The organism is Plantactinospora sp. A48, assembly GCF_055793945.1.
On record NZ_JBTIXF010000031.1, the window covers coordinates 16031 to 40152 of the forward strand.

A 24122-nucleotide genomic window follows, 5' to 3' on the forward strand; every position below is an offset into this window, starting at 1 on the left:
CCACCGGGCGGTGACCGGCTCGGTTCAGGGTCACCGGGCGGTGACCGGCTCGGTTCAGGGTCACCGGGCGTTCCCGGCGGCGGAGCCGGCGTGTGACGCGGACGGCCGGTGTCGGGGCCAGCGGAACAGCTCGCGCAGTTCGGCCGGGGCCGCCAACCGGTCGGCGCCCAGCTCGGTCACCGCGATCTCACGCGCCATCGCCGGGTCGACGTGCTCACCGTGCAGCTCAGCCCACTGGCGGCGGATCCGGGCCTGGCCACCGAACCGCGGATCCTCCCGTTCGAGTCGCATCGGGTCGCCGTACACCGCGGGTTCGCAGCCGGCGAGGATGCCGTAGAGGACCGCGCTGCCGAGCCGGTTGGACGCCACCCGGCGGTGCCGGCGCAGCTCGGCCAGCTGCCGGTCCAGGAAGTACGGGTCGAGGTCACGCCACTGACCGCCCCGGTAGCCGTGGCAGATGACCCGGAAGCCCGCCCGCTCGTACCGCCGCCGCAGCCGCCCGGACTGGTACTCCTGCCAGTACAGACAGATCGTCACCGGGCCGGGCTCCACCTCCCGGATCGTGGCGATGAGCCGGCCGTGGTCGCCGCTGACCCGCTGGCCCTCCCAGCCGTGGAACGGGTACCAGATGGTGCCCTCCCGGCCCGCCCCGGGTGTCCCCGCCGGGGCGCTGACGGAACCGGCATCCGGCGCCGGCAGCTGGGCGGCCGGCGCCGACCGGCCGGGATCCGCCGGTGACCGGTGAGGGTCCGGCATCGACAGGTGGGCGACCGACGCCGACCGGCCGGGATCCGCCGGTGACCGGTGAGGGTCCGGCATCGGCAGGTGGGAATCCGGCGATCCTGACGCCCGCCCCGGTTCGGGCGTCATCCGCAGCAGGTAGGCCCAGGGCGAGCCGACCACGTAACCCCGTCGGCGGCCCAGCGACCAGGCGCGGCGGCGGGTCCGCTCGGACCAGAGGAAGACCGGGACGCCGGGCACGAACTCGTGGTCAGCCGCCAGCCCGTCACCGATGTTCCAGCCGTGCTGGAGATAACCGTGGATGTGCGGCGGATCGAGGTCCACCCCGCAGTAGCGGGCCAGGACGTACGAGTGCCCGTAGTAGTGGTTGGCGTGATGCACGACTCAGTCCGCGCTCCCGCTCGACATCGACAACACTGCCGCCCCAACCGTCACCCGCCCGCGGTGATCTCCCGCACCGATCCGGCCTCCGACTGTGTCGAGCGTGGGTGTCGGCCCGGTGAAGCCTCGGCCACGTGTCGGCGACGGCTCCGCGAACGCCGGGCGGAACGCGCCGGCTCAGCCGATGTCGCGGAATCTGGGCAGCACCTCGTCGGCCAGGCGCTGGGTGAACTCGACGGGGTGCCGGTCCGGCATCGTCTGCACCTCGGTCACCCCCAACCCCGCGTACGCCTCGACCTCGGCCAGCCAGCCGTCGACGTCGGTCAGCACCTGCCGGGTGACCAGCACGGTCTTGGTGATCGAGTCGTAGTCGCGGCCCTCGTTGGCGCAGTGCTGGCGCAGCACGTCGAGCTTTGCCGCCACCTCGTCGGGTGAGGTGCCGAACAGGTTGCAGGCGTCGGCGTACCGGGCGACCAGGCGCAGCGTCTTCTTCTCGCCGCCGCCACCGATCATGATCGGCGGGTGGGGGCGGGTCAGTGGTTGGGGCGAGCTGAGCGTCTCGGTCAACCGGTAGTGCCGGCCCTCGAACGGTCCGTCGTCGTCGCTCCACATCTGGAGGCAGATCCGCAGGGTCTCCTCCAGCCGTTCGAACCGCTCCGCCACCGGCACCACGGGCACCCCCAGGCCGCGCTGCTCGCGTTCGTACCAGGAGGCACCGATGCCGAGCCGGGCCCGGCCGCCGGACAGCACGTCGAGGGTGCTCACGATCTTGGCCAGCGTGCCCGGATACCGGTGCGTCACCCCGGTGACCAGCACACCGAGGGTCATCCGTTCGGTCAGCGCGGCGACGTAGCCCAGCGTGGTGTACGCCTCCAGCATCGGCTCACCGGCGGACGCGACGGCCTCCATCTGGAAGTAGTGGTCCATCACGGTGAACGATCCGACGCCCGCGCTCTCGGCGAGCCGCGCGGTCTCGGCGATGGTCGACGCGATCGCCGCCGGGTCGGCCGGTGTGGTGAAGTTCCAGTAGTGCAGGCCAAGCTTCATCCCTGGACACCTCCACCCCCGAGCCTAGGCCGTGACCTGGTCGAACGCCGGAATGTTCGGATGCGGAGATCCGGCGGTGTCCGTACCGTCGGTCACCGGTCGGGGGCGGTCGGCTGGCGCGCGTCGTAGGCGGCCCGCGCCGCGGTGATCGCCGCCCGGTGGTGGTCGGCCCACTCCGTCAGCCGGACCAGTGAGTCGTACAGCTCCTGGGCCATCTCCGTGGTGGCGTACTCGACCCGGGGCGGGACGGCGGGGTACACGGTCCGGGTCAGCAGCCCGTCCCGTTCCAGGTTCCGCAGGGTGAGCGTCAACATCCGCCGGCTGATGCCCTCGATCCGCCGTTCCAGCTCGGTGAACCGGATCGGCCCCTGGCTCGCCTCGATGATGACGCCGACGCTCCACTTGCCGCCGACCCGGTCGAGCACCTCCCGGACCGTGCAGGCGGTGGCATGGGGATCCGGCTCGCAGGCATGACCGTTGCACGGGGACATCCAGCTCTGCTCCTTACGCCGACCCCATGGTCACATGTCCACGGGTCCGTTAACAAGGCGCGTCCCCGCAGGTCACGCCCGCGTTCCTCAGCGGCCCCGGCATCAGTGGCTGAGTCGGCGGTCAGGACCCGCGAGGGGCGCGTCGGAGGGCGGCTCAGGGCGTACCGGCCGGAGCCGGGACCACCGGCGCGGACCAGTCGATCGTGTAGCGCTGGTCGGGGCCGAGGGTCCGCTCCGGGTTCATCGCCACCCGCATGATCGGTCCCAGCACCAGCGGCATGACGGCTCGGGCCAGTCGGCCCGGCGCCTTGGCCTGGTTGATCCGGGCGGCCCGCGCGGCGATCCGCTCGACCCGGGGCCGGCGCAGCCGTTCGTACGTCGCGAACGCCGACGGCGCGTCGGGCAGGTCCCGCAGGCAACGGGCGAGCTGCACGGCGCTCTCGATGGCCAGCGACGCGCCCTGCCCGGAGCTGTTGGACGGGGCGTGTACGGCGTCACCCACCAGCACCATCCGGCCCCGGTGCCAGTGCGGCACCGGCGGCATGATGTGCATCGACCCGACGGCGTTCACGGTCTCGGGATCGGTGCTGCGCAGCAGGTCCCGCGCGGGCTCGTCGGCGCCGTACGCGTCGAGCAGCCGGCGGGCCCACTCGGCCGGCGGGACCGCGCGGGCCTCGGTCAGGCTCATCGGCCGCTGCTGGGGAAGGTTGACCCCCCACCGGGTACCGCCGCCCGCCTCCGGCCCGTAGAGGTAGTAGCCGCCCTTGCCGAAGGCGAAGGTCAGGCTTCCGGGCGGGGTGTCGACCTCGTGCCGGGCGACCGACTCGAAGCCGAGCAGCCCGGTGTAGTGCGGTCCCGGGGCGGCCGGGTCGATGAGCCGGCGCACGGTCGACCAGACGCCGTCCGCGCCGACCAGGATGTCGGCGCTGGCGCTGGTGCCGTCGGCGAACTCGGCGGTGATCCCCGGGCCGTCCTCCCGGACGGCGGTCAGCCGCCGGCCGTACTCGACGCGGACGCCCTCGGCGGTGGCCTGGTCGTGCAGCAGCCGGTGCACGGTGTTGCGGTGGACCAGTCGCAGCGGCGGGAGGCCGGCCAGGCTGGGCAGGTCGACCCGTTTGCGGCCGATCGCCATCGCGGTGCTGGTGATCGGGCTGGCGGCGGCGATCACCGCCTCGTCGGCGCCGACGGTCCGCAGCGCGGCGACGCCGTTGGGCGCCAGCGCGATGGTGCCGCCGATCCCGCCTGCGGTGCTCGGGTACGCCTCGTAGACGGTCGCCGTGATGCCGGCGCGGCGCAGCGCCAGCGCGGTGACCGGGCCGGCGATGCCGGCGCCGATGACGATGGCGGTTCGTACGTCGGACATGGGTGTCCCCCTCGTGGTGGGTCGCGGTGTGCGCGAACCACCCCGGGAGACGGCCGGCTATCCTCGTGGTTGCCGCCTCGTGCCGAGCGCCTTCCCAGGTGTGGTTCGAGGTCCCGGACCCCGGCGTGGTGTTGGCGCACCGCACCGGGGTCCGTCTTCTTGTGGCCCTCCGGGGCCGACTCGCGCCGGCCCCGGGTGTACTCGTAGGCGAGTATACATGAACGAGTACTCGCCTACGGGGCTCAGACCTCCACCCAGCCGTGCGACCGGGCGTGCTCGACCAGCCGGTCCCGGATCTGCGTGATCTGCGCGCCCGTCAACGACGGCACCTGCTGCACCAGCAGCTCGGTCAGCTCCGTGAAGTACTCGCGCGGCGTGAGCACGTCGCACATGCCGTCGTCGTCACCCGCCGGCGCCACCTTGGGCCGGGTCTCCCCGGCGGGCCGCTCCCCCACCCGGGGCGGCAGCGCGGTGTTCAGCAGCCGCACCGAGGCCACCTTCAGGCCGCGCTCACCCTGCTCCACCTCGTATTCGACCTGCATCCCGGAATGCACCAGATGCCGCTGGTCGCCGAAGTCATTCGCGTGCACGAACACGTCCTCACCCCCGGCGGACGGCGCGATGAACCCGTAACCGCGTACGTCGTCGAACCGGAGGATCCTGCCAACAGAAGCCACACAAACCACCCCACCCGTACGTCAATACCAACCCAGCGCGACCATCCGCCGACCGGCGGGGGTCGCGGACGGAATCTATCGCAGTTCGGGCGGCCGACGGCGGGCTAGACCTCGGCGGCCGGAGACATGCTCCGGTCGAGCACGGCGGCCGCCCGAGCCTCGGCCAGCCGGTGCCCCAGCGACCGGTGGATGGCCAGCGCCTCGCGGGCCAGCCGACGGGCCTGCGCCGGTTCACCGGCGGCGAGCCGCAGCTCCGCGAGAAGCGTCAACGCCTGGCCCTCCTCCAGCCGGTAGCCGGCGACCCGGCTGACCTTCCTGGCCGAACCGGCGTACGGTGCGGCCCGGTGCTGGTCCGCCAGCGCCAGGTGGGCCGTGGCCAGGCCGAGCAGGGCGCCGCACTCCGGCCGGCGGTTGTCCGTGGCGCGGGCCAGCCGCAACGCCGCCCGGTGGTACGAGACGGCCAGGCGGTGCTGTCCCAGCCGGTGCCGGACCGCGCCGAGCACGTTCAGCACCAGGGCGGCAGTGCCGCGGTCCTCGGCCTGCCGGACCAGGCCGAGCGCCCGCTGAGCGTGCCGGACGGCGCGACGCGGGTCCTCAAGGTCGGCGTACAGCGCACCGAGTTCCAGCAGCGCGACCGCCTGGCCGCGCAGGTAGCCGAACTCCTGGAGGATCGCTAGCGCGCCGGTCAGGTTGGTCTGCGCCGCGGTCAGGTCGCCCCGAAAGCGGTCGACGACGCCCAGGTTGATCATGGTGGCCGCCTCGCCGGACCGGCTGCGGTTCCGCCGGTACAGCACGAGCGCCTGCCGGAGGTAACCGGTGGCGTCCGCCAGCCGGCCCAACTGGAGGTGTACGGAGCCGAGATTGTTCAGGTTCACCGCCTCGCTTTTCGTGGCGCCGAGCCGACGGTTGATGGCGATGGCCTCGTTGATCTGCGTCGCCGCCCGGCCCGGCTGCCCCTGCCGCAGCCGGATCAGGCCGAGCTTGCCCAACGCGGACGCCTCCCCCTCGAGCCAGCCGCACCGCCGGCTCAGTTCCAAACTCTCACCCAGATATCGGCTGGTCTGGGCCCGGGCGCCGTCGGAGGTGAAGGCGAGCATTCCGAGGTTCAGCCTGGTCGCCGCCTGGGCCCGCACGTCGGTGCCGCCCACGGCGGCCGCGTCGGCCGCTTCGGCCACCACCCGCCAGTCAACCAGCGCGGACCGGGCCATGAAGTATCCCCGCAGTTCGTCGGCCAGCTGCCAGGCCAGCTCGGGGACACCGAGGGCGACCGCCTGGGTGACCGCCGCGACGAGCCGGACCCGGGATCCGTCCAGCCAGGACAGCGCGGCCGGGGCGGCGTCGAAGACACCGGGACGGGCCACCGGGGTGGCGAGCCGGACCAGATCGGGATAGAGCAACCTGGTCGCGTCCGTCACGTGTTCGAGCAGGTCGTCGTACCAACGCCGCACGGCGGTCCCGCGGTCCCGCGCCGGCTCCTCGACGGCGGCCGTCGCCAGGGCGTACTCCCGGACGAGATCGTGGAACGTGTACCACTCCCGGCCGCGCTGCTGGAGCAGGTTCGCGCTGACGAGCCGGTCCACCATCCGACGGGTCTCCTCGGCCGGCAGGTCGAGCATGACGGCGGCGTCCCGGGCCCGCACGGTCGGTGTCGGCACCATGGCCAGCAGCCGGAACAGCCGGCGAACCGGATCGGGCAGCGAGCGGTAGCTGTGGTCGAAGGCGAGGCGCACTGCCACGGTCTCGTCGCCGTCCACGCTGAGCCGGCCCAGCCGGTCGGGCCGGCCGAGTTCGGTGAGGTGTTCGGTCAGGGTCAACTCCGGCCGGAGGGTGACGTTCGCCGCCGCTATCCGCAACGCCAGTGGCAACCAGCCGCACAGTTCCGCCAACGAGGCCACCGCCCGGGGCTGGCTCCGGGCCCGTTCGGCGCCGATCATCCGTTCCACCAGCCACTGTGCGTCGGCGTCGGTGAGGACGTCCAGGCGGAGCTGCCCGGCGCCGTCCGTGGCGACCAGACCCGCCAACCGGTCCCGGCTGGTCACCAGGACCCGGGCCGGGCCGCCGCCGGGCAGCAGCGGCCGGATCTGGCCCGCCGTCCGGGCGTTGTCCAACAGCACCAGGATGCGCCGGCCGGCGACCAGCGACCGATAGAGCGCGGCCGCGCTGACCTCGTCGGCCGGTACGCCCTGATCGGTCTGCCCCAGCCCGGTGAGCAGCCGGGTGAGCGCTTCGATGGTGGTCATCGGTCGGGACGGGCCGAATCCCTGCAGGTCGAGGTAGAGCTGGCCGTCCGGGAAACTGTCGGCGGCCCGGTGTGCCCAGTGCAGGGCCAGGGCCGTCTTCCCGACACCGGCCAGTCCAGCCACGACGGTCACCGGATGGCCGTCCGCCCGCGCGTGCCACTGGTCCAGCCGGGCCAGTTCGGGCCGCCGGCCCACGAAGCCGTACGGGGCGCTGGGCAGTTGCCGGGGGGCCGGGCGCGGCGGCACCGGCCCGGCGGTCCGGGCCGATCCGGTCAGCGCGGTGTCCGCCGCGAGGATCTGCCGGTGCAGCGTCTCCAGGGACGGGCCGGGGTCGGCGCCCAGCTCCCCGACGAGTCGGGCGCGGAGTTGACGGTAGTGCGCCAGCGCGTCGGAGGGGCGCCCACTGCGGTACAGCGCGAGCATCGCCTGGCCGGCGATCCGTTCGTCGAGGGGATGCGCGTCGGCCAGCGCGGACAGCTCGCTGAGGACGTCGTGGTGCCGGCCGACCCGCAGTGCGACGTCGATCCGGTCGAGCGTCGCGGCGAACCGCTGCTCGGCCAGGTGCCTACGGAAGGCGTCGAACCACCCACCGGCCAGGCCGGCCAGCGCCTCGTCGCCGCGCCACAGGGACAGCGCCGCGTCGAACAGCTCCAGCGCCTGCCCGTCCCGGTCGGTCCGGGCCGCCTGGAGCAGCCGCTCGAACCGGTGTACGTCCACCGTCTCCGGGTCGGCCAGCAGCACATAGCCACCTGAACGTCGGGCGAGCTGGACATCGGAGCCGAGCGGCAACAGCTGCCGGAGCTTGGACAGGTAGCCGTAGAGAGTCGCCTGCGCCCGCCGCGGCGCCTCAGCGCCCCAGACCCGGTCGACCAGCTGCTCGGTTCGCAGTGGACGGTTGAGGTCGATGAGCAGGGCCGCGATCACCGAGCGCTGCCGGGAGTGACCCAGGTCGACCGGGCGGCCGTTGACGATCGCCTCGACGGTACCGAGCAGCCGGAACTCCATGACCCCCCGCAGTGTCGGCATCGGTGTCCGACGCCCGGCGGCGGACCGGGGCCGGCCTCGGCGCCACCGTATCGGCCACCACCGACGTTTCCTCGAACCCCCATGGCCCCGGACGGGGCCGGCCCCACCAGCCGTTCAAGGTTTGCTCAAGGTACGTCCAATCATGCCCGACCACCGTTGGTCTCCACGCGGCGGTCCATCGTGGACCGCTCGGAGCCGAGGAGAGCCATGAAGACGATCGTCCGGATCGGTGACGCGCTGCTGAACCGCCTCGCCCCCCGGATGCGGGCCGAGGCCGGCTGCATCCTGCTGTTCAAGTACCAGCTCGACAACAGCGACACGCTGTGCCGCTACATCTACGACAACTGCCCGGCCAAGACCGCGCCGTGCAACTGGTGACGAGTCCCACGGAAGGACCGGCTATGCGACTGCTGCACCATCTGGCCGACCGGATGCTGTCCCTGGTGGCGCCACGGGTGTCCGCCGAGGCGGGCTGCAGCTTCCTCTACTTCTCGTACTGCGTCTGCACCTCGACCTGCGTCAACTACTGCCAGGCCGTGTACGACAACTGCCCGAGCAGGATGATCTGCCGCTGAGCCGGCACCCGGGGCGGTCCGGTTCTCCTGACCGGGCCGCCCCGGCCGCCCCTTCCCGCGCCGAACAACCGGAGCAGCCATGTCCGCCAGCACCGCCCTGTTGCTCGTCCCCACCGTCATCGGCCTCGTCAACCTGCTCCTGGTCGTCGGTGTGATCCGCCGGCTGCGGGATCACGAGACGAGGTTGGCCGGCTTCGAGGCCGGCCCCGCCGTCCCGCTGGGTAGTCCGGTCGGAATGTTCTCGGCCACCTCCACCCGGGGGGTCAGGCTCAGCTCCGAGATGCTGCCCGCCCACGCCACGATCGGGGTCTTCGCGGCGGGGTGTGAACCGTGCCACCGGCAGTTGCCGGACTTCGTGGCGTACACCCGGCAGTTGACCGATCCGGTGGCCGTGGTGCTGACCGGCGGCGTGGACCACGCGGACCTCGTGGCCCGGCTGGAGGAGACCTGCCACGTCGTGGTCGAGCCGCCCGGCGGCCCGGTCAGCACCGCGCTGCGGGTGCCCGGAACCCCGACCCTGCTGCGGATCGAGAACGGTGTGGTGACCGCGGCCGAGTCGGCCGTCGACCGCCTCCTCGCGACCGCGGTGGCGACGCCGGCATGACCCGTGCGCCGTTCCGCTGGCCCCGCTGGCGGGGCGGGATCCGCTGGCCGCGGGGGCGGGGCGGGATCCGCGCCAGCCTCGGGATGGCGTGGCGGGCCGCGCCGCGACCGGTGGTCCTGCTGGGCCTGGTCACCCTCACCGGCGCGGCCGTTCCGGTCTGCTCCGCCTGGCTGCTCAAGACGCTGCTCGACCGGATCGCGACCGGTACGTCCGGGTTGACCGCGCTCGGCATGGGACTCTGCCTGCTCGGTCTCGTCCTGGGGGTGCTGCCCGAGACCAACAACTACCTGCGGGCCGAGTTGGGCCGGGCGACCGGCGCGAGCGCCACCGACCGGCTGTACTCCGCGCTGAACCAGTTGCCAGGTATCGCCCGGTTCGAGGACCCGGCCTTCATGGACCGGCTGCGGATCGCCAGCCAGTCCAGCGCGTCCACCCCGCCGCTGGTGGTCCAGGGCACGATCGCGCTGGTGGGCAGCCTGGTGACGATCGGCGGGTTCCTCGGCACGTTGATCACCGTCAGTCCCTGGATGGCGGCGGTCGTCCTGCTCGGCGCGGTCCCGGCGCTGCTGGCCGAGCTGGCCCTGGCCCGGCGCAAGGCCGCCATGCTCTGGCGGATCGGACCGACCGAACGGCGCGAGTTCTTCTACGCCGAGCTGATGGCCAACCTCGACGCGGCCAAGGAGCTGCGGTTGTTCGGCCTCGGCGGCTTCCTGCGGGACCGGCTGCTGACCCAACGGCGACAGGCCGACGCCGAGCGCCGGCGGATCGACCGGCGCGGTCTCCGGGTCCAGGCCGCGTTGGGACTGCTGTACGCCGCCATCAACGGCGGCGGGATCGTCTGGGCGGTCGGCAACGTACGCGGCGACACCGTCGGGGTCGGGGATGTGGCGATCTTCGTGGCGGCGGTCGCGGGCGTCCAGGCCGGCACCACCGCCCTGGTCAACCAGCTCGCCTCGACCCATCAGCAGTTACTGCTGTTCCGGCACTTCCAGGAGGTCGAGCGCACCGAACCCGACCTGGCCGTCCCGCCCCGGCCCACGCCCGTCCCGGTCCTGCGCACCGGCATCGAGCTGCGGGACGTGTGGTTCCGGTACGGTCCCGACTCGCCCTGGGTGCTGCGCGGAGTCGACCTGTCGGTCCCGCACGGCTGCGCGCTCGGCCTGGTCGGGCGCAACGGGTCGGGCAAGAGCACACTGGTCAAGCTGCTGTGCCGGTTCTACGACCCGCAACGCGGCAGCATCCGGTGGGACGGGGTCGACCTGCGGGACATGGACCCGGCCCGGCTGCGGGACCGGATCAGCGCGCTGTTCCAGGATTTCATGGTCTACGACCTGACCGCCGCCGAGAATGTCGGGCTGGGCGACCTCACCCGGATGGCCGACCGCGACGCGATCCGGTGGGCCGCCCGGGGCGCCGGCGTCGACGAGACGCTGGCCGCGCTCCCCCGGGGGTACGACACGCTGCTGAGCCGGACCTTCTTCGACACCGACGGGGAGGACACCGCGGACGGCACCCCATTGTCCGGCGGGCAGTGGCAGCGGGTGGCGCTGGCCCGGGCGATGCTGCGCGGCGAGCGCGATCTGTTGATCATGGATGAGCCCAGCGCCAGCCTCGACCCGGAGGCCGAGTACGACATCCACCGCCGGCTGCGCGACCACCGCACCGGCCGGACCAGCGTGCTCATCTCGCACCGGTTGGGCGCCCTGCGGGACGCCGACCGGCTCGCCGTCCTGGACCGGGGACGCATCGTCGAGCTGGGCACGCATGACGAACTGGTCGGCGCGGGCGGCTGCTACGCACGGCTGTTCGGCCTCCAGGCCTCGGGCTACCAGCCGGAACGGATCGAGGTGGTCTCGTGACCGCGTACCTGCCGGTGCTCCCGGCGCTGCTGCTGCTCGGCCTGCTCGGCTGGATCCGGCACCGGCTGATCGTCACGGAGGTACACGGGCCGAGCATGCTGCCCACGTACCGCGACGGCGACCGGTTGCTGACCCGCCGGGCCGGGCGTTCCCCGCTGCGACCCGGGCAGGTCGTGGTGCTGCGCAACCCCCGCCCGGCGGGCGTGCCCGGTTCGTCAACCGGTCCGCTGCTGGTCAAGCGCGTCGCGGCGGTCGCGGGCGACCGGCTCCCGCCGGACATGCCGGACCTCCCGCCGGACCTGCCGGACGGGCGCGTCCCGGCGGGCCACCTCGTGGTGCTGGGCGACAACCGGGCCCAGAGCCTGGACTCCCGGCAGCTGGGCCCCATCCCCGTCGGCAACATCGTGGGTACCGTCGTACGGCGGATGGCCGTCCCGACGAGGCGGCGTTCCCTGGATCGGGCGGACGGTTGCGTAGATTGATCGGATGACTGACGCGGCTACGGTCCTCTACCGGGTGGTCACCGACCGGGGAGAGCTGGTGCTCCGGGAGTCGGGCGGGCACCACGAGATCATCAGCAACGGCGTGTTCCTGATGGACAGCCGGGCCGGCACCTCGGAACGACTGCTGGTCAGCGCGGCGCTGGCGGCCGTACCGCCGGGTGCCCGGCTGCTGATCGGCGGCCTGGGCATGGGGTTCTCGCTGGCCGAGGCGGTGACCGCACCGGCGCGGCCCGCCGAGATCGTGGTGGTGGAGATCGAGGAGACACTGGTGGGCTGGCACCGCGGACCGCTCGCGGCGTACAGCGGGCACGCGCTCGACGACCCACGGGTCCGGGTGGTGGTCGCGGACCTGGTGTCCTGGCTCCGCTCCACCACCGAGGTCTTCGACGCGATCTGCCTGGACACCGACAACGGTCCCGACTGGACGGTCTTCGACCGGAACGCCGAACTGTACGACGACGCCGGCCTGGCGGCGCTGCGGTCCCGGCTCGCCGACGACGGTGTGCTGACGGTCTGGAGCGCCGCGGCCTCCCCCGGGTACGCCGCCCGGCTGGAAGCCACGATCGGACCGGTCAGCACCCACCGGGTCGAGGTCCCGCGCGGCGAACCCGACGTGGTGTACGTGGCCCGCCGGTTCAGGCCGGTCGACCCGCCGGTTCGGCCGGACTGAGCCCCGCGAGGGCCTGCTGCCGGTCGGCGAAGATCGGGAAGACCCCGTCCAGGTGCATGGTGTGCAGGACCGTCACCACGAACCGGGAGGGCGCGGCGAGGCAGAGGTCGCCGCCGCGCTGCCGCGCGTCCTGCCGGGCCCGGACCAGGACGCCGAGCCCGACCGGGTCGATCTGGTTGACGTCGGCGAGGTCGAGCACCACCCGGGGGCGGACCGCGACGGCCTCGGCCAACGCCCGGCGCAGCGGCTCCACCGCCGGACCGCGCAGGTCCCCGGCCGGTGCCACCACCGCGACGCCGGGCAGTACCGCAAGCCGCGGTCGCGGGCCGCCGGGTCCGACCCACACCGGGATGGCGACGGGCGCGGCGCCCGACCGACGGCCGACCGCCGCGCAGGACGGGCAGCGGTGCTGGCCGACGGCGAACGGCGAACCGGCCCAGCCGTGTTCGGCGATGACCGGCCAGACCACCCCGTCGGTCACCGCGGCCGAACCGGCCAACCGGTCGTGACCGCACCGGTCACAGATCAGGGTCACCGTGTCAGGTGCGCTGCCCGGTACGACCGTCATGGTGTCGTTCTCCTGTCCCGCCGCTCTCACCACGAGCCGGACGGGTCGCCGGTCGCGGCCGATGTTCCAACCTTCCGGCCCGTGATGTCGGCGCTACCCGACGTCAGCAGACAGCCTGCCGGACACCTGTGGCGATCGATTGGAGTTCTTATGACGGTTTCATGACGCGGATGCCCGTTCCCGAGGGGTCGACGGCGTTTGTCACGCCACGCCGTGGGCGCCGGCCCGTCCCGGCACCGCCGACCCGCTGCTCACGTTCCGGCGGTGAGCAGGTAGTCGTCCGCCTCGGGACTCCATCTCAGTTGGACGGCGCCGGTGGTCGCGGCCGCCTTGCAGAACTGGAGGAAACCCCGGTAGCCGAGTTTCTTCTCACTGAAGTCGGGCCGCGCCCGCAACATGTGGTTCTTCAGACCGGACAGCGCCACCGCGCCGTCCCGCTCGGCCAGGTCGACCACCACCGTACGCAACAGACCGAACGCCACCTCTCGATCGCCGTGCTCCGGCAGCGAGACCTCGGGGTCGCCCTTGGCCGGTCCCTCCGCCAACTCGACCACGTTGTGCGTGGCCAGGTGTCGCAGCAGTTCCCCGAAGGTGCGGAACCCGTAGTCGGACTCGCTGAACGTGGGATCCTTGCGCAACAGCGTGCGTTTCAACGTCGAGGCCGTCACCGCCCCGCTCGCGCTGCCCTGCAACCCGGCCACCGTCTGCGCCACCTGGACCGCGAGCGTGTCGGCGTCGCGTACCGGCTCCTCCACCTCCGGCTGCGACTCCGGTTCCGGCTCCGCGCGCTGCGGCTCGGCGCCCGCCGGTCGGCCGGGACGGGCCCGCCGGCTCCGGGTGGGGGTGAGGTCGACCCCCTCCAGCCGGTCGTAGTAGAGGAACTCGTCGCAGGCGGGCGGCAGCAACGCCGAGGTGGACTGCTCGACCCCGACGCCGATGACCCGCTTGTTCAGCTCCCGTAGCTTGTGTACCAGCGGGGTGAAATCGCTGTCCCCGGTGCAGATGACGAAGGTGGAGAGATAATCGCGTTCGAGGGCCAGTTCGACGGCGTCGACCGCCATCTTGATGTCGGCGGCGTTCTTCCGCGAGGCGCCCATGCGCTGCGGTATCTCGATGAGTTCGACATGCGACCGGGTGAGCATCCGCCGGTCCTCGTCGAAATACGACCAGTCGGCGTAGGCCCGACGGACCACGACCCGGCCACGCTCGGCGAGCGCGTCGGCGATGGGTCGGAAGTCGAACGGTATCCCATGGTGGTCGCGTGCCCCGAGGGCGAGGTTCTCGTAATCGAGGAAAAGGGCGATCCGGTCTTCTTGCTCCATGCGCGCCAGCCTAGGCGCCGAGCCGGGCCCGCCACGCCCCACGTCGACGGCACGCGGACCGCCATTCAGGGTGGTAATTGATTCGCCTTTCCGACACTAGCCAGGGCACCGGAAGGCTCCGGATACTGGAGCCTCGCCGATCTCGCCAGGAACGGATCGATCATGGAACGGGACGATCTTGACTTCAGCACGGAGCCACCCGAGTCCCGCAGCGCACTGCTGATCGACGCCGCGCGGCGGGTTGACGCGCTTTCCGGGCATCTCGGCGACGGGCCGCTCGACCCCGCCACGTCGTCACCCGGCCCCGCGGCCTCACCGGACGGCTTCGGTGACCTGCTCCGAGGCATCGCCGAGGACACCGTCGAGTTCGGCGCCTATCCGGACGTACTGCCGGTGCCCATCCTGGACCTGCCCAACGCGGACCGCACCTCCGCGGCGTGGCGCGCGGCGCTGGACGAGCGGTTCACCTTCTGGTGGGTCCGGCTCCCGGTGCTGCTGTTCCCACGCCGGGACTGGGCGTTCACCCGGCTGGAGATGCGGGTGCGGTTCAACCCGGACGAGCCGGAGCCGCGGCACCGGCCCAAGGCGTTCGACATCCTGCCGAACCGCCGGTTCGACACCGTGGTCGCGGCCGGCGCGGAACTCGACGTGGGGGTCGGTGCCGACGGGCACTTCTCGGTCCGCACCGGGACCCTCCCGCTGCCCGGCGGCACGGTCGGAGCGTCGGCGAGCGTGGCGGTGGGGACGGCGGTACGGCTGGACATCGTCCCGATCCGGTTCCGGATGGTGAAGGCCCGGGTGAACCACACGGCCGAAGGGCTGGACCAGGTCTTCTGGCGCCTCGACGGCGCGGAGTTCCTCGCCGAGAACCCCCCACAGCTCATCGTGATCCTCCAGGTGCCGAGGGAGGCCCAGGTCGTCCGGATGCAGGCCGCGATGCGGGCGTACCGGCGGTTCACGTTCTTCCCGGCCGGCCTCCAGGCGATGATCCGGCAGCTGCCGGCGGCGCTGCGTACGTTCTTCGCCCAGGGCGCGCCGATCGGGGCGGACGCCTCGTACGACCTGACCCCGGTGGTGAGGGGCGAGTGACGGATCTCCAGGTGGAGGAGTTCGTCGTCCAGGTCGGCTCGGATCGGCGGGTCACCGCGGCCTGGCAGCGCGCCGGTTCGAGCCAGTCCGTCTCCGACCAGTTGGACATCGACAACCTGCGCCAGCGCACGGTCGACGCGCTGGTGAACCTGCTGCGCAGCGGGCGGCTGCTACAGGTGCAGGAGCTGAGACTGCTCGGCGAGCACCTGTTCGTCACGCTGTTCGGCACCCCGGCGGTCCGGCCCGGTGACCGGGGCAACGAGGTCGGGCGGCTGCTGCGGCGGGCCATCCACAGTGACCCGACCGACGACGGTGGCGGCGGCCGGCTGCTGCGGGTGGTCCTCGAAATGGGGCCGGGGGCGGAATGGCTCGCCTCGTGGCCCTGGGAGTACCTGTACCTCCCGCCGGACCCGGCCTACCCGAACAGCGGGATCTTCCTCGGGGAGAGCCGCAAGTTCATGCTCACCCGCAAGTTGCCGCTGGCCGTGGAAGCCCGCGCGATCCAGGTACGGCCGCCGCTACGGGTGCTGTTCGTCGTGCTCAGCCCGGACAGCCTCGAACCCATCGAGTACGAAGCGGTGCTGGAGACGCTGCTGGACCTGCGGGACGCCGGCGACACCGCCCGGATCGACCTGCGGGTGCTCAGTCAGCGGCACCGACCCGACGGCACCCCCTATCCGGCCGACGACGACGCCGCGGTGCGGGCGACCTGGACGTCGTTCCTCACCAGCGTGGAGCAGTTCGACCCGCACATCGTGCACATCATCTCGCACGGGCGGTACTCGGAGACCAGTGACCACGGCCCGGGTGGCCAGATGGCCTTTCCCAGCGTCGACGCGAAGGCCGACTGGATCAGCGACCGGGACCTCGCCAACCAGCTCAACGAGAGTGGCAGCTCGTTACGGATGGTGTTCCTGCAGTCCTGCGAGTCGGCGGCCAGCTCGCCGAACGCGTACCACGTGATCTCGGGCCTGGCCCAGTCGCTGGCCCAGAAGAACATCCCGGCGGTCGTCGCCATGCACTTCCGGATCCAGAGCCTGCTCGCCAACACGTTCGCCCAGGCGTTCTACCGGACGCTCGTCGCCCACCACCCGATCGAGGTCGCCATGCACGCGGCCCGCCGACAGCTCTACCTCAGCGGCATCACCGACGAGTCGCACCGCAGCGGGTTCGGGCTGCCGGTGCTGTACCTGCGGGAGTCGAGCCCCCTGCTCAGCCCGGCGCTGGTGCCGGTGTCGGCGATCGGGACCGGTGGCGCGCGGGTCGCCGGGCACGACGAGACCGGCGGCACCCAGGTGCTGCTGGGCGCGAGCCGGCCCGACCGGACCGCGCGGGACTGGCCCGTTCAGCGCCCGGCGTCCGGTACGGAGGACCGGTGGTGAACGCGACCTCGCCGGCCCCGCCGCACCCGGTCGACAGCGGGCTGCCCCGAATCGTGCCGATCCTGCTCACGCTTGGACGCTCGCTGACCGAGCACGGCCGGTACGCCGAGGCCGCCGACGCGCTGCGGCGGGCGCTGGCCGAACCGGAGGACAAGCCGGTCGCGCAGGTGCTGGTCGCCCTCGTGGAGGCGCTGATCGCGGCCGACGACCGGGAGGCGGCGCTGCGAATCGTGCTCGAACACGCCCGCGCCACCCCGGCGGCGGTGCTGCCGGCGCTACCCCGGCTGGCCGGACTGCGCCGGACGACGCTGCGCCCCGTCGCCGATCTCATCTCGGCCCCGGGCTGGGCGGCGGTGGTCGGCTCCCCCGGCACCGACCCGGCCACCCGGTGCCGGTTGCTCGCCTTCCTCGTCCGGGCCCGACTGGCCCTGCCCGATCCGACCGGCGCGGCCGAGCTGCTCGCCGTCGACGACGACCTCGCCGCGGGTGACCAGGAACTGCTCATGCTGGGCGGGGACGTTCAGCTCAGCCTGCGGAGGCTGGACGACGCGGTGGAGTCGCTGCTGCGCGCCGCGGCGCTGCCCGGCGACCTGACCGCCGCGATCGAGCTGCGGCTCGCCCGGCTCTACGAGCAACTGGCCCGGCCGGACGACGCACTGCGGCACCTCGACGCCGCGCGGCGGGCCGGGGAGGACACCGACGCCGGGTACGCGGTGCGGACCCTGGCGCTGTTGCAGCTCGGCGACGTCGAGGGGGCGGGTGCCGCGTACGAGCAGGCCCGGCTCCGGGACCCGGACTCGGTCCCGACGACCCACGCCGGCGCCTGCCTGCGCCTGGCGACCCGGGACTACCCCCTGGCCCGGGCCGTCGCCGACACCGGTCTCAGCCGGCATCCGGACGACAACCGGCTGTCCTTCCTGCGGTTCCAGGCGATCGTCGAGGCCGGCGAGGATCTGGTCGGCATCGAGCACCGCCTGTCGCGCTTCCTCAGCCGCATGCCGCCGGCCGACCTCGCGGAGTGTCTGGAACGCTGCCGGCGGATCCGCCGGCCCGACGACCCGGCGCTGCACTACTTCCTCGGCGTGGTGGACCTGGCGCTGCACCGCCCGGCCGAGGCCCTGCGGGCGGCGGACGCCGCGCTGTCGGCGCTCGACGGCCGGACCGACCCGGTCGAGCTGCCGGCCCGGCGACTGCGCGCCCTGCTGCTGGAGCCGCTGCTGCCCGCCGAGGCCGGCGCCGAGTACGAACGCGCCGGGCGGCTCGCCTCCGACCAGGGCAGCCTGGAGCTGACCGGGCAGCTGCTCGGCACGGCCGCCGGGCTGGGTGAACTCGCGCCGATCTCGCTGTTCATCCTGGCCGACGCGCTCCAGGCCACCTGCTTCGTGCCGACCGAGCCCAACCGGATCGACCGCGACCAGCTCCAGCGCGCGCTGGAGACCTGGGAGGCGGGGTTCCGCGCCGCGCCGCCGGATCCCGAGGACGCGTGGGCCTATCTCGCCCGGGCCAGGATCAGCCTGCACCAGTCCCGGATCGAGGCGGACCCGCTGCCCCGGATCGCCGAGGCGGCCGTGTGGTCGCAGTGCTACGACGCGCTGGCCGAGAACAGTGACGTCTCGTACAACACGCACGTCGCGATCACCGCGCTGCTCGGCTGCTACGGCGTCCGGCGCGAGGTCACGGCGGCGGCCGTGCGCCGTCCCGGGGGCGCCGGACGGTTCGTGCCCGGCGGGGAGGCGCTGGCGACCGCCGGGGCCAACGCCGGCGACCTGACGATGCTCGCCGAGGGCGTCGATCGGCTGGCCGGTGAGGGCGATGCCGACCTGTGGCGCAACTACCGGGCCCGGCAGGCCGTCCTGCTGGGCGACGGCGCGAGCGCCCTGGCCGCGCTGGACGAGGTGTCGGTGGAGCAGCGGGGCGAGCCGTACCACCTGTGGTGGCGGGCCCTCGCGTACTGGCTGGTGGACGACGTGGAAGGGCTGGACCGCACCTTCGCCGCCGCGGCGTCCGCGACGGCGTGGGACGGCATCGGCGTCTGGATGCACCTGTTCGCCGGCGCTCCGCAGCGCGCCCTGCAACAGCTGGGTGGGCTGGGCGACGAGTACAGCTGGAGCACGGACGTGGCCTTCGAGGCGGCGCTGTGCCGGCTCGCCGAGGGCTCCGGCCTGGCTCCGGGTTCCGGCGAGGACACAAGGGACGGCTCCGGCGAGGACACCCGGGTCGGCGACCCGGACGAGGCCGAGGCGCTCCGGCACGCCCGGACCTGCCGCTCGTTCGAGGACTCCACCCACCTGCCGATGCTGGCCGGCATCCTGGGCCGGCGCTATCCACGGTCGGCCGCCGTGTTCGACCGGATCGCCGCGGCGGGCGCCGCCGCGCTGCGGGACCCGGCCTGGCCGTCCAGCACCGAGGACGACCTGACCCGCCTCGACGTCCTGGCCGCCGCCGGCGGGGGCGGCGGCTGGTTGCCCCTGGCCACGACGGCGCTGCGGGCGCTGCTGGCCGTACACCGCCAGGACTGGCCCGCGGCGGCCGCCGGTTACCGCGCCCTGATTCCCGACCTCGACCGGTTTCCCGAGGTCGAGGCCGGGCTGACCTGGATCCTGACGGAGCTGCGCGACCAGCCCGACGACCCGGCCGCGCTCGACGAGATCGAGAACGCCCTGCTGGACCTGCGCCGGCGGGAGTCCCGGCGGGCGGGGCAGTTGCTTCCCGAGCTGTTGCTGGGCGACCTGCACGTCGCCGCCGACCGGCCGGAGCGCGCCGAGCCGGTCTACGCCCGCGCGCTGGACCAGCCGGTCATCGGATCCTCGCGCGGCCAGATCCGGACCCGGCAGCACCTGCTGGCGCTCGAGCGGAACCCCGCGGACGCCGAACCGCTGCTCGCCGAGGCGCTGCGCGACTTCCTGGCCGACGGCGACTCGCCGTGGATCAGCGTCGCCAACACCGTCCACGGCCTCACCCGCTCGCCCGAACACTGGCGGCGGATCCTGGCCGCCTGGGAGCCGGCGGACGGCCGCACCGAGGGCGAGCGGTACCTGCTGCACCTGACCGGCCGGTTCTACCTGGGGGTGAGCCTGGCTGCGGCCGGGCGCGACGGGGAGGCCGAGGCCACCCTGCGGGCGGTGCTCGACGAGGAGCGCCGGGTCTACGGCGAGGACGGCAAGAACACGCTTGTCACCATGCACAACCTGGCGGACCTGCTGGCCGGTCGGGGTGCGTGGACCGAGGCCGAGGAGCTGTACCGGTCGATAGTGGCCGGCCGTACCCGCACCGTCGGCGCGGACGACCCGAGCACCCTCACCAGCCGCAGCGGGCTGGCCTGGGTCCGGTTCAACCAGCAGGACTTCACCGGCGCCGAGGCCGAGTACCGGGCCGTCCTGGACCGCCGCCGGCGGGTGTTGGGCGACGACGACCCGGCCACCCTGGAGAGCTGGCACAACCTGGCCGGCGTGTTGAGCCACGCCGACCGGCTGGCGGACTCCGAAAGCGCGTACCGCGAGGTGATCGCCGCCCGGGCCCGGGTGCTCGGCCCGACCCACCTCGACACCGTACGCTCCCGGGCCGCGCTGGCCTCGCTGCTGGCCGCGCGCGGCCAGCACGACGAGGCGGAGCGCGAGTACCGGCTGTCCCTCGCCGGGCTCACCGCGATGCTGGGCGCCGACGATCCGGAGACCCTCCTGGTTCGCCACCAGTTCGCCGAGTTGCTGGCCGAGCGGGATCGACCGGCGGAGGCCGTGGCCGAGTTCCGGGCGGTGCTCGACGGCCGCCGCCGGGTCCTGGGCGAGGACCACCCGGACACCCTGGAGAGCTGGGCCCAGGTGGTGCGGTTGCTGATCGTCGCCGGTGACTGGGGCGCGGCCCACGCCGAGTTGCTGGGCCTGGTGCCGGCCAGTGAGCGGGTCGTCGGCGCCGAGGACCCGAACACGGTCAACGCCCGGTTCGACCAGGCCTGGGTGTACTACCAGCTGGGCTGGCTGGCCGCGGCCGAACAGGAGTACGCCGAGGTGGTGCAGTTGCGCGCCCGGATCCACGGCGCCGACCACCGGGCGACGCTGGGCGCCCGGTCCGAGTGGGCCACCGTGCTCGACGAGCTGGGTCGGGTCGACGAGGCCATCGACCAGCTACGCATCCTCGTGCAGCAGTGGACCCGGCTGCTCGGCACCGACGCGGTCGAGGCGCTGCGGGTCCGCCACCGGCTGATGGACGCGCTGCGCCGGACCGGTGCCCACGACGCGGCGCTGGCCGAGGCGGCCGAGGCGGTGGCGACGGCGACCCGGTTGTGGGGCGCCGACGACGAGCAGACGTTGATCCTGCGCTACGACGGCGCGCTGGCGCTGGAGGAGGCCGGGCGGTTCACCGCGGCCGAGGCGGAGTTCCGGGCGATCCTGGAGCGCGAACTGGCCACCCTCGGCCCGGACGACCCGAGCGTCTACCTGACCTGGTTCCGGCTCGCCGAGGTGCTGGCGGCCCTGGGCGATCTCCCGCGCGCGGAGGCCGCGTACCGGACGGTGCTGGCGGAACGGATCCGGCTGCTCGGCCCGGACGACCCCGCCGTGGTCGAGGCGCGGGAGGCGCTCGAACCCTTCGGCGGTCCGGACGACGCCCCGGCGGACACGGCCACGGCAGAAACGGCCACGGCGGACGCCGAGGACGGCCCGGCCCGTCCGTAACCGGCCCGTCCGTAACCGCGCGGCCGGGAGACGGATCTTCCCCGGCCGCGAGGCGGATCGAAAGCACGTTTTCCCTGCTGAGGTGGACTGGCGCACATGCCGGCGCTGACTTTTGTCACGGCCACCGATGCGTCATCCATAGATCGCCATGACTAACCGCACTGGAGCGGATCCGTCCCGCCGATGAGACTCATATCCAGCACCGGGACGCCACAGCCGGCCGGGTTGGCAGGGAGGGGAGGCAGAGATGGACGATCGCTACGACAGCTACTGTGCCGCGGATCCACTGTTCTACGACTCGCTCGGCAGCGCTATCGCACAACCGACCTTCCCGGCCGCCGAACGGCCGGTCCCGACCGGCTGGTCGAAGGAGACACTCGACGACTGGCTGATCTACGGACCCGACGGCGGATCGCTGCCGCAGCAGGGCTGGAAGATCCACGTCTCGGCGGGTCTCGACAACGCCGAACGGGTGCTGGCGACGGTCTGGGCGTACTGCGTACCCCGCGGTCTGTCGTTCAAGTTCCTCCGCGGCCCCCGCACGCTGCTGATGCGCAACTCCAAGTACGCCGCCCGCGGCGCCAGCGGCAAGTTCATCACGGTCTACCCCCGCGACGACGCGGAGCTGGAGCTGGTCTGCAAGGAGCTCGACGAGCTGCTGGCCGGCGAGTCCGGGCCGTACATCCTGAGCGATCTGCGCTACGGCGCCGGTCCGGTGTACGTGCGCTACGGCGGCTTCGCGGCCCGGTGGTGCCACACGGCCGACGGCCAGGTGGTGGCGGCGATCGCGGACGGCTCCGGGACACTGGTCCCCGACCGCCGGGACCCGGTCTTCCACGTGCCGGACTGGGTCACCCTGCCGGACTTCCTCGGCCCGCACCTCGCAGCCCGGAACGCGACCAGCACCACCGAGGTGCCGTACCGGGTCGAACGGGTCATCCACTTCTCCAACGGCGGCGGCCTGTATGTCGGCCGCGACCTGCGCAGCGACACCGAGGTGGTGCTCAAGGAGGCCCGCCCGTACGCCGGCCTGGACGCCGACGGCACCGACGCCGTGGCCCGGCTGGAGCGGGAGGCAGCCGCGCTGCGCCAGCTCGCCGACCTGCCGCAGGTGCCCCGGGTCCACGACGAGTTCCCGCTGGGTGAGCACCGGTTCCTCGCTCTGGAGTTCATCGAGGGACGCTCGCTCAACAAGGTGCTGGTCGACCGGTACCCGCTGATCGACGCCGACGCGACGGACGAGGACCGGGCCGAGTACGTGCGGTGGGCCCGGCACATCTACGACCAGGTCGAGTCCGTGATCACGGCGATCCACGACCGCGGTCTGGTCTACGGCGACCTGCACCTGTTCAACGTGATGGTCCGGCCGGACGACCGGATCGCGCTCGTCGACTTCGAGGTGGCCGCCCCGATCGAGGGCCACCGCCGACCCGCGTTGCGCAACCAGGGCTTCGCGGCCCCCCGGGACCGGACCGGGCCGGCGGTCGACCGCTACGCCCTGGCCTGCCTGCGGCTGGCGCTGTTCCTGCCGCTGACCCAGCTGGTCCGGCTCAACCCGGCCAAGGCCGCGCACCTGGCCGACGTCATCGCCGCCGCCCTCCCGGTCCCCCGGTCGTTCCTCGACCCGGCCGTCGCGGAGATCGTCGGTGAGGCGCCGACCACCGCCGGCGACGACCGCCCGGCGTACCTCGACACCGTCGACTGGCCGGCCGCCCGGCACGGGATGAGCACGGCGATCCTGGCCAGCGCCACCCCGGAGCGCGACGACCGGCTCTTCCCCGGGGACATCGAGCAGTTCCGCAGCGGTGGACTCAACCTGGCGCACGGCGCCGCCGGAGTGCTGCACGCGCTCGCCGCGAGCGGTGCCGGACGCTGGCCCGAGCACGAGGAGTGGCTGGTCCGCCGCGCCACGGCACCCCCGTCCGGGACCCGCTGCGGGTTCTACGACGGACTGCACGGCGTCGCGTACGCGCTGGAGCGGCTCGACCGCCGGCAGGACGCGCTGGACGTGCTCGACATCTGCCTACGCCAGTCCTGGGACGGCCTGGACCACAGTCTGTCCGGTGGCCTGGCCGGGATCGGGCTCAACCTGGCCGACCTGGCCGGGCGCACCGGGGAGGCGTCGCTGCTGGACGCCGCCCGGCGGGCCGCCGACCGCGTCGTGGACCGGTTGGGTGACGATCCGGGCCCGGACATCAGCGGCGGCCAGCACCCGTACGCCGGGCTGCTGCGCGGCCGGACCGGACCGGCGTTGCTGCTGCTGCGGCTGTACGAGTTGACCGGCGAGGCCGGCCTGCTGGAGCACGCCGCCACCGCGCTACGCCAGGATCTGCGCCGCTGCGTGGTCCGGCCCGACGGCGCGCTGGAGGTCAACGAGGGCTGGCGGACCATGCCGTACCTGGCCCGGGGCAGCGTCGGCATCGGGCTGATCCTGGACCAGTACCTGCGACACCGCGCCGACGAGCGGTTCGCCGAGGCGAGCGCCGGCGTCCGCCGGGCGGCCCGGTCACCGTTCTACGCCCAGTCCGGGCTGTTCACCGGACGCGCCGGGATCATCGCGTACCTCGCCGCCTGTCCCGACGACGCCGACCGGCGACGGGAGCTGGAGAGTCAGCTGGACAAGCTCTCCTGGCACGCGCTGCCGTACCGGGACGGCACGGCCTTCCCCGGCGAGCAGCTGCTGCGGCTGTCGATGGACCTCGCGACCGGCACCGCCGGCGTGCTGTACGCGCTGGCCTGCGCCCGGCGGGACGACCCGCTGGCGCTGCCCTTCCTGACCCCGCTGCCGGGTGCACGGGTGCTGCTGGGCGGCGCGACCGCCGACGGCGCGCCCGGGACGCCCGACGGCGCGCGGAGACTCCCCCATCGCGGTGGGGGCGACCAGACCGATCTATCAACCGAGAGGAGGTGACTT

18 protein-coding genes are annotated in these 24122 nt (G+C 73.2%); 10 read left to right on the top strand and 8 right to left on the bottom strand.

The window, feature by feature from the left end; translation table 11 throughout:
• Positions 1-60: 60 nt before the first annotated feature.
• The 6 genes from ACXN5W_RS17330 to ACXN5W_RS17355 form a co-directional block, all read right to left on the bottom strand.
• Positions 61-1122, bottom strand: coding sequence for a hypothetical protein (locus ACXN5W_RS17330; protein WP_473159344.1), 1062 nt, complete (start codon positions 1120-1122; stop codon positions 61-63).
• Between the two features lie 177 nt (positions 1123-1299).
• Positions 1300-2169 carry an LLM class F420-dependent oxidoreductase gene (locus ACXN5W_RS17335; protein WP_473159345.1) on the bottom strand — a complete coding sequence of 290 codons (870 nt, stop codon included), beginning with the start codon at positions 2167-2169 and terminating at the stop codon, positions 1300-1302.
• Between the two features lie 92 nt (positions 2170-2261).
• A complete protein-coding gene (locus tag ACXN5W_RS17340) occupies positions 2262-2660 on the bottom strand; it encodes a winged helix-turn-helix transcriptional regulator (protein WP_473159346.1) in 399 nt (132 codons plus the stop codon).
• Between the two features lie 154 nt (positions 2661-2814).
• Positions 2815-4023, bottom strand: a complete 1209-nt coding sequence (locus ACXN5W_RS17345; RefSeq protein WP_473159347.1) for an FAD-dependent monooxygenase — start codon at positions 4021-4023, stop codon at positions 2815-2817.
• A gap of 242 nt (positions 4024-4265) precedes the next feature.
• Positions 4266-4700, bottom strand: a complete 435-nt coding sequence (locus tag ACXN5W_RS17350; protein ID WP_473159348.1) for a cold-shock protein — start codon at positions 4698-4700, stop codon at positions 4266-4268.
• 104 nt (positions 4701-4804) lie between these two features.
• Entirely contained in the window at positions 4805-7966 is a 3162-nt protein-coding gene (locus tag ACXN5W_RS17355; RefSeq protein WP_473159349.1) for an AfsR/SARP family transcriptional regulator, read from the bottom strand.
• Between the two features lie 207 nt (positions 7967-8173).
• Between ACXN5W_RS17355 and ACXN5W_RS17360 the strand changes: the two genes are divergently transcribed.
• The 6 genes from ACXN5W_RS17360 (at position 8174) to ACXN5W_RS17385 (ending at position 12177) form a co-directional block, all read left to right on the top strand.
• Positions 8174-8344 (top strand): hypothetical protein, encoded by a 171-nt coding sequence (locus tag ACXN5W_RS17360; protein WP_473159350.1) that lies wholly within the window; start codon positions 8174-8176, stop codon positions 8342-8344.
• 23 nt (positions 8345-8367) lie between these two features.
• Entirely contained in the window at positions 8368-8541 is a 174-nt protein-coding gene (locus ACXN5W_RS17365; RefSeq protein WP_473159351.1) for a hypothetical protein, read from the top strand.
• 79 nt (positions 8542-8620) lie between these two features.
• On the top strand, positions 8621-9145 hold the full coding sequence (locus tag ACXN5W_RS17370) for a TlpA family protein disulfide reductase (protein ID WP_473159352.1): 525 nt from the start codon (positions 8621-8623) through the stop codon (positions 9143-9145).
• Positions 9142-11004, top strand: coding sequence for an ABC transporter ATP-binding protein (locus ACXN5W_RS17375; RefSeq protein ID WP_473159353.1), 1863 nt, complete (start codon positions 9142-9144; stop codon positions 11002-11004). The genes ACXN5W_RS17370 and ACXN5W_RS17375 overlap by 4 nt, the downstream gene beginning before the upstream one ends.
• Positions 11001-11486 carry a S26 family signal peptidase gene (locus ACXN5W_RS17380; protein WP_473159354.1) on the top strand — a complete coding sequence of 162 codons (486 nt, stop codon included), beginning with the start codon at positions 11001-11003 and terminating at the stop codon, positions 11484-11486. Before ACXN5W_RS17375 ends, ACXN5W_RS17380 begins: the two co-directional genes overlap by 4 nt.
• The gene (locus ACXN5W_RS17385; RefSeq protein WP_473159387.1) at positions 11482-12177 is read left to right on the top strand and encodes a spermine/spermidine synthase domain-containing protein; all 696 of its coding nucleotides are present in this window, start codon (positions 11482-11484) and stop codon (positions 12175-12177) included. The genes ACXN5W_RS17380 and ACXN5W_RS17385 overlap by 5 nt, the downstream gene beginning before the upstream one ends.
• Here ACXN5W_RS17385 and ACXN5W_RS17390 read toward each other — a convergent pair.
• Entirely contained in the window at positions 12143-12745 is a 603-nt protein-coding gene (locus tag ACXN5W_RS17390; protein ID WP_473159355.1) for an STAS domain-containing protein, read from the bottom strand. The two genes, ACXN5W_RS17385 and ACXN5W_RS17390, sit on opposite strands and share 35 nt — an antisense overlap.
• A gap of 251 nt (positions 12746-12996) precedes the next feature.
• Complete coding sequence (locus tag ACXN5W_RS17395) at positions 12997-14067, bottom strand: NYN domain-containing protein (protein ID WP_473159356.1); 1071 nt, start codon at positions 14065-14067, stop codon at positions 12997-12999.
• Positions 14068-14229: 162 nt separating this feature from the next.
• On the opposite strand from ACXN5W_RS17395, the gene ACXN5W_RS17400 reads away from it, so the two are divergent.
• The 4 genes from ACXN5W_RS17400 to lanKC all read left to right on the top strand — a co-directional run bounded on the left by ACXN5W_RS17400 (position 14230) and on the right by lanKC (position 24119).
• On the top strand, positions 14230-15156 hold the full coding sequence (locus ACXN5W_RS17400) for a hypothetical protein (protein WP_473159357.1): 927 nt from the start codon (positions 14230-14232) through the stop codon (positions 15154-15156).
• Positions 15153-16538 (top strand): CHAT domain-containing protein, encoded by a 1386-nt coding sequence (locus ACXN5W_RS17405; protein ID WP_473159358.1) that lies wholly within the window; start codon positions 15153-15155, stop codon positions 16536-16538. The genes ACXN5W_RS17400 and ACXN5W_RS17405 overlap by 4 nt, the downstream gene beginning before the upstream one ends.
• Positions 16532-21208 carry a tetratricopeptide repeat protein gene (locus ACXN5W_RS17410; protein ID WP_473159359.1) on the top strand — a complete coding sequence of 1559 codons (4677 nt, stop codon included), beginning with the start codon at positions 16532-16534 and terminating at the stop codon, positions 21206-21208. Before ACXN5W_RS17405 ends, ACXN5W_RS17410 begins: the two co-directional genes overlap by 7 nt.
• A gap of 247 nt (positions 21209-21455) precedes the next feature.
• Positions 21456-24119: a class III lanthionine synthetase LanKC gene (lanKC, locus tag ACXN5W_RS17415; protein ID WP_473159360.1), complete on the top strand. Its 2664-nt coding sequence runs from the start codon at positions 21456-21458 to the stop codon at positions 24117-24119.
• Positions 24120-24122 lie beyond the last annotated feature (3 nt).